The following is a 5,877-nucleotide window of genomic DNA, read 5'->3' on the forward strand; positions in this document are numbered from 1 at the left end:
AAACTATGGGACAGCAGTGCCTTCGGGTGCTTTTTTTGTTGTAGCCTTAACGCAGCCTAAGCTTATTTTGTAAAACAGGACTACACAGTAAAATCCCACAAAAAATCAGTCCTAGTCCGAGCAGGCTATAGAGATCAGGAATTTCTTCCCAGAATAAATAGCCCCATAAGCCAGCAAAGAAAATCGCAATATAGTTCACTGGTCCAATCTGACCAGCAGGCGCCAGTTTATAAGCATTGGATAGAAATAACTGGCTGGTATTTGCCAATAAACCGGCTGCAATTAAATAACCGAGTTCAGTCAGGGTATAAGGACGCCAATGCCAGAACATTGGAATCATGGAAATCAGGGTGCCGATCAAACAGAAATAAAACACAATCCGTTCTGGTGGTTCGGTCTGAGTCAGTGCACGAACCGTGACAAAAGCCATAGCAGCCAAGAAGCTGGCACTCAAGCCAATCACGGACATCAGGTTAAATAAACCGGAATCAGGCTTAGCCACGCACAACACGCCAATAAAACCGATCGCAGCAGCCAGTAACATGCTTTGAGTGACTTTTTCTTTTAGAAACAGCCAAGCAATCAGCGGAATAAAAATTGGTGAGGAATAGGTAAAGACCATGGCATTGGAGAGCTTTAAATGTGCAATGGCATAGAAAAAGCCATACATCGCCGTCAGACCTGCGACAGAACGCCAGGTGTGCATCCAGAGTTTTTCAGTTTTAAAAAAGCTAATGCCTTTATTGAAGATTAAAGGAAGAAAAATAAACAGGCCGACAAAATTCCGGAAAAATACCACAGTGGCATTGTCAACGGTGTGTGAGGCAAAGCGGATACAGACGCCCATGACTGAAAACAAGAAGGCGGAACAGGTCAGAAAGACAATTGCCTTAACCAGATGCGAGGGAGAGGCTACACTCATGAGGGAACTTAGCTAGAAAATCTGTGGATATTCTAGCTGAAAATCCCTAACTCATTCCGCCTATTGTGCCAGTTGTGCTTCGAGTAACTTGATTTGTTCCTCTTTGAGTTTAATCAGCTCATCCGCATCACTATGCTGTTGCTTCAGGCTTTTTTCCTGCTCATTGAGCTGTTGCTGAATATCTTCCAGTTTGGCAATTTCTTCTTTCGCCAAAGTGGCATTCTCAGTGACTTCTTCTCTTATAATAGAGGCATCGACCAGAACATTTTCAGAAGTAGGCACAATTTCTTCCGGTTCAGGTTCTGCTTTAGGTGCGGCTTGTGTCACCGGTGCATGCATCAAGTCACCCTGATGTGCTGGTAATGTTTCATTTTGCGTGAGAAAAAACTGTGTAATTATTAAAACGGCAATAATCACAACAATTAATCCGCTCACTATTCCCCATAAAAGTTTAGGATTTTGTCGATGATCTAGAGTCATTTAGGTTCCCGAAATTATTCTTTTGGCTGACGGGGTTTAAACTGAATCACACCAATTTCATCCGGAACGGCTGGTGACTCAGGTTCCTCGATATGGGTAGGACGGTTTTCTTCATACCCACATTCGATACATTCAATCCATTCAGCTTCACCAGAGGTCAGCATAACGATCCGATCTAACGCCTGACATTTAGGACATTTTGCGCCTGCAATGAAACGACGTTTGATAGCCATCATACTCACCCTGTGATTTACTTAAAAACGTAGTTTAAGCGTTTTTAGAGCGGTTCGTCCAACCTTGATGACGTAACAAAGCATCTATTTTTGGCTCGCGTCCGCGGAAATTGATAAATGCGTCAAGTGCTGTGTCTTTTCCGCCAACTGCTAGAATTTTTTGTCTAAACTGCTTTCCGGTTTCAGTGTTAAAAATTCCTTCTTCTTCGAAGCGATCGAAGGCATCACTGGCCAAAACTTCTGCCCATTTATAAGAATAATAGCCCGCTGCATATCCACCCGCGAAGATATGACTAAAGCTGTGCTGGAACCGGTTATATGCTGTAGTGGGTAAAACGGCGTATTTCTCACGAATTTCGTTCAAGGTTGTCTGAATCTGTTCAGCATTCAATGCCGGATTGGCACGGTGAATGGTCAGATCGAATAAAGCAAATTCCAGCTGACGCAAAGTTTGCATACCGGACTGGAAGAAGCGAGCATCCAGTAAGGCTTTTAACAAGTCAGCAGGTAAGACTTCCTTGGTTTCGATATGTTCGCTAAGCAGGTTTAAACTGTCCTGATCCCAAGCCCAGAATTCCATAAACTGGCTTGGTAGCTCAACAGCATCCCAATCCACGCCGTGTGTACCAGCCACAGCAATATTGTCTACTTCTGTCAGCATATGATGCAGACCGTGACCAAACTCATGGAACAGGGTAATCACTTCATCATGAGTCAGTAGTGCAGGGCGGTTACCGACTGGTGGAGTAAAGTTTGCCACCATATAGCAGATCGGTTTTTGCAGACCTTCAGCAATTTGCATGCGTGACCGGAAGCCGCTCATCCAGGCACCGCCACGTTTGCCCTGACGCGCATAGAGGTCAAAATAGAAACCGCCAATCACTTCGCCTTGGTCTTCCAGTTCAAAATAACGTGCATCTGGATGCCAAACAGGCGCTTCACGTTCAACCACCTGAATGTCATATAAACGTTTCAGGATACTGAACAGGCCTTGCAGAATTTTTGGAGCCGGGAAGTAGGGTTTTAGCGATTCCTGAGACAGATTAAACTGCTGCATTTTCAGCTTTTCAGAATAGTAACTGCTGTCCCAAGGCTTTAATTCTGTGATGCCATCTTTAGCAGCAATGGCTTTCAGTTCAGCCACTTCCTGTTTAGCAGGCGCACGGGCATGTTCCGCCAGATCACGCAGGAATTCATCAACAGCTTCGACATTTGGCGCCATTTTGCTGGCCAGTGAATATTCGGCATAGTTATTAAAGCCTAATAGTGCTGCCATTTCCTGACGTAATTTCAGGATTTCTTCCATGATGGCTGTATTGTCAAATTCAGTCTGTTCGGACTGATCTGACGCGCGTGTGGTATAGGATTTATAGAGTTCTTCACGCAGGCCACGATCTTCGGCATGAGTCATAATGGCCAGATAAGACGGGAAATCTAAAGTAGCAACCGGCTGATCCAGTTCACGTTGCTGGCCATATTGTTTTAACAGTTCAATATTACTTTCAGACAGCCCCGCTAATTCTTCTTCCTTAAGCGGTCTGAAATAAGCTTGAGTTGCATCCAGTACATGGTTGGAGAAATCTGAGGAAAGCTGTGACAAACGTGCAGAAATTTCTGCATAGCGTTTTTTTGCTTCACCCTCTAGAGCTACGCCTGACAATTTAAAGTCACGTAGTGCCAGTTTAATCGCACTTTGCTGGGCTTCCGGTAGTTCATTGAAGACCGGTGCATCCTGTATATGTTGATAGGTTTGATATAGCGCTGTGTGCTGGCCTAGCTGCGTATAGTAATCACTTAGACCCGGTAATAATGCCTGATAAACATCACGGGTTTCACTATTATTCATGACTGCGTTCAGATGCGACAAAACACCCCAGGACTCGCTCATATTATTTTCTAGCGTATCAACCTGTTTCAGGACCGCAAGTTGTTCCTGGACAGTATCAGGTGTCTGGTTCAGTTCATTTAGAAATTGCAAACCTTGCTGAATGCAGTTTTCAATTTTTTGTTTAAGATCTGCCAGCGTAATCTGATCGAATTGTGGAACGGGTAAAGTTGCTTTTTCTAATGTCATGTCGTTTCTGCCGAAGTCATTTCCTGTGTTAAATCTAGATGTAGGGCTTATTGGCAGGGAAATCAAGCATACGACGGTATTATTTATTCGACTTCAGACTGGATCCTGATCTCTTGAATTTCATGCACAATGCTGCCTAAATTACTTGTTGTAAGCTTAAGCTGTAGTTCAACGGGTTTATTTTGATAAAGCAGAAACTCAGAAGCAGATAACTCCATAACCGGTAAATGTCTATATTCTGTGTCAAAGGCATAAGAGATATGATTTCGAACACCTTTGAATTTCCCAGCCTGAGTAGTAATCGAAATACTGTTAGTTTCGCCTGTTAGCTTCGTATAAAGATAGGGTGGATAGGTGGTCAGATTAATCCAAAGTGCTGAGATCATGACCGAAGGAAAGATAAAAAGACTATAAAATTTGGGGCACTTTCTGAAATTACGCCAATGATAAGGTGGAAACGATAAACCATGCTGTTTGAGTCTTATAAAATACAGCAATATTCCAATACATATGACACAGCTTATAATCAATGCAAAATAATTCGTAAGTGGCGTTGCTACAAAATTAAAATACTTGAGTGCAATAAAGTCACTGAGGATCAAAATCGTAAAAATTAGAATCGCATAGATATGTAAATGCTGTTTATTATTTGATGCAATAAGCATGATATTTTTTTAGTCGTTATTTAACTGAATTATAAAATAAAAAAGAGCGCCGTAGCGCTCTTTTTATGATCATCAGAAATTATTCAGTCTTGGCTTTTGCATTCGACTTTTTCTTTTTGATCTTAGCTTTTTTCTTTACTTTATCTTTAGCCTTTGCTTCAGACTTTCCTGCAGATTTTTTAGCAGGCTTTTTGCTGTAGGAACTGGGCTTGGATTTGTCTTTTTTGCGTCGTATGGGCTGTTCTCCATCATCACTGGGCTGGGCTTTTTGCGCACGCTCATGATTATTGAAGACTTCCTCTTTTGCTTCCGGACGTGGTGCAGGTTTTTTTTCTGCGACACGTGGAGCACGGGCGCGAATTGGACGACCCGCATGAGTCAGTTGCTGGATCAATTCAAAGTCAATTTTGCGTTCTTCCAGATTGACTCCAGCGACCTTGATCTTGACTTCATCACCCAGACCAAAGATCTGGCCATGGTTCTGGCCGACCAGACTCTGGCTGCTTTGATCAAAGACAAAGAAGTCATCGCCCAACTGGCTAACATGCACCATACCATCGACATAGAGGTCTTTCAGCGTGACAAACAAACCAAATTCAGCCGTTGCACTGATAATTCCGACGAACTCTTCACCAAGATGTTGCTGCATATAGTGACATTTCAGCCAGGTCGTTACAGAGCGGGAGGCTTCATCAGCACGGCGTTCTGTCGCTGAGAAATGCTCACCGGCATCATCTAAAGATGCACCTGAAATTGGATATGGCTTTTTACTCAAATGAGCTTTGATAGCACGATGTAATAACAGATCCGGATAACGGCGAATTGGAGAGGTGAAGTGTGTATACGCTTCATAGGCCAGACCAAAGTGGCCAGCATTGTCGGCACCGTAATAGGCTTGCATCATGGAACGTAATAACACGGCATGAATACTTGGCGCATCAATCCGGTCTTTGGTCGCTTCAATCACCGCTTGATAATCGGCTTGTGTTGGCTGTTCCGGGAATGGCAGACCCAGCAACTTCACGAAATCACGAACTTTCTGGATACGCGAAAACTCAGGTGGTTGATGCACCCGGTATAGCATCGGTATTTCATTTTTCAATGCATATTCAGCTGCTGCAACGTTGGCTAGCAACATACATTCTTCAATCAGCTTATGTGCTTCATTACGTGTACTTGGCAAAATTTCTTTAATTCCGCCCAGCTCATCAAAAGTCATGTACGTTTCAATGGTTTCAAACTCCATTGCATGACGATCAGCACGTAAATTTTTCAAAATCTGATAAAGCTGGAAAAGCGTATTTAGCGATTTGTGAATATCACGATCTTTTGGAATTGCGTCAGTTGCACCGTCAAAGTATTGCGCTACCTGTGTATAGGTCAAACGTGCTTTTGAATGCATTACCGATGGATAAAACTCATAACCAGTTACGCGGCCCGTACGTGAGAGCTTCAAGTCACAGACCATACATAAACGATCTACGTGTGGGTTAAGAGATCGGA

6 protein-coding genes are annotated in these 5,877 nt (G+C 43.2%); all 6 read right to left on the bottom strand.

Features of this window, described 5'->3' with window-relative positions; translation table 11 throughout:
* Window positions 1-46: 46 nt before the first annotated feature.
* The gene (locus B4J23_RS03745; RefSeq protein ID WP_291358788.1) at window positions 47-922 is read right to left on the bottom strand and encodes a DMT family transporter; all 876 of its coding nucleotides are present in this window, start codon (window positions 920-922) and stop codon (window positions 47-49) included.
* 60 nt (window positions 923-982) lie between these two features.
* Entirely contained in the window at window positions 983-1,402 is a 420-nt protein-coding gene (locus tag B4J23_RS03750; RefSeq protein ID WP_034169654.1) for a hypothetical protein, read from the bottom strand.
* A gap of 14 nt (window positions 1,403-1,416) precedes the next feature.
* A complete protein-coding gene (locus B4J23_RS03755) occupies window positions 1,417-1,629 on the bottom strand; it encodes a YheV family putative zinc ribbon protein (protein WP_171064841.1) in 213 nt (70 codons plus the stop codon).
* 40 nt (window positions 1,630-1,669) lie between these two features.
* Window positions 1,670-3,709 carry a M3 family metallopeptidase gene (locus B4J23_RS03760; RefSeq protein ID WP_291358789.1) on the bottom strand — a complete coding sequence of 680 codons (2,040 nt, stop codon included), beginning with the start codon at window positions 3,707-3,709 and terminating at the stop codon, window positions 1,670-1,672.
* A gap of 83 nt (window positions 3,710-3,792) precedes the next feature.
* The gene (locus B4J23_RS03765) at window positions 3,793-4,374 is read right to left on the bottom strand and encodes a hypothetical protein (RefSeq protein ID WP_291358790.1); all 582 of its coding nucleotides are present in this window, start codon (window positions 4,372-4,374) and stop codon (window positions 3,793-3,795) included.
* 79 nt (window positions 4,375-4,453) lie between these two features.
* Window positions 4,454-5,877: ribonuclease R family protein (locus B4J23_RS03770; protein WP_291358791.1), on the bottom strand; the 1,424-nt coding region annotated here is incomplete at its 5' end.

The sequence above is a fragment of the Acinetobacter sp. UBA3025 genome (assembly GCF_002367915.1).
Lineage (GTDB): Bacteria > Pseudomonadota > Gammaproteobacteria > Pseudomonadales > Moraxellaceae > Acinetobacter.